The organism is Cytobacillus firmus NBRC 15306, from assembly GCF_001591465.1.
Lineage (GTDB): Bacteria > Bacillota > Bacilli > Bacillales > Cytobacillaceae > Cytobacillus > Cytobacillus firmus.
Map to the genome: position 1 here is coordinate 1 of NZ_BCUY01000246.1, position 678 is coordinate 678.

Here is a 678-nt window from a genome sequence, read left to right on the forward strand (position 1 = left end):
TTATCCCTTAAATGAATAATTACATCGTAAATGTAAAAAATATATTTGTTAAAAATAAATAACTAAGGAGATGATACAAATGGCATTGATACCTTATGATCCATTTAGACAATTAACTAACATTAGGAGAGATTTTGACAGATTATTCAATGATTTCCCTTTTCATTTAGACAATGAAATGAATCAATTGGGGAATATAAGAGTGGATGTTCATGAAACAGATAAAGAGGTAGTAGCAACTTGTGACATTCCAGGCTTACAGAGTAAAGAAGATGTAAACATTGATATTGAAAATAATGTATTGAGAATTAGTGGCTCAATTAACAGAACTAATGAGATTAAAGAAGAGAATATGCATAGGAGAGAAAGATACACAGGTAGCTTTCACAGAGCTATTACACTACCAACTCCTGTTTCTGAGGAAGGTATAAAGGCTTCTTATAAGGATGGTGTACTAGAAGTTATCATGCCTAAACAAACTCAAACAAATAAAAAGAGAATTGATGTGGATTTCCATTAAAAATGAGCAGTTTGCTACCTGTTATGAAAGAGTTTGGCAGGGATTACTTACAGGAAATTGCTGAGGAACAACCTGACCTAGTTGATTTGCTAATTTTAAGCTGCCATTTACCTCAGGCAAAGAAAAAAATTATTTTAAATGAGCTGACTAATAATATT

1 protein-coding gene is annotated in these 678 nt (G+C 31.4%); it reads left to right on the forward strand.

From position 1 onward, the window contains the following. Nucleotides 1-79: 79 nt before the first annotated feature. Nucleotides 80-520 carry an Hsp20/alpha crystallin family protein gene (locus BFI01S_RS22105; protein ID WP_031538339.1) on the forward strand — a complete coding sequence of 147 codons (441 nt, stop codon included), beginning with the start codon at nucleotides 80-82 and terminating at the stop codon, nucleotides 518-520. Nucleotides 521-678 lie beyond the last annotated feature (158 nt).

What these genes read in the sequence shown, in the direction of transcription:
- BFI01S_RS22105 (WP_031538339.1), top strand. Translation starts at nt 80, where the DNA reads ATGGCATTGATACCTTATGATCCATTTAGACAATTAACTAACATTAGG.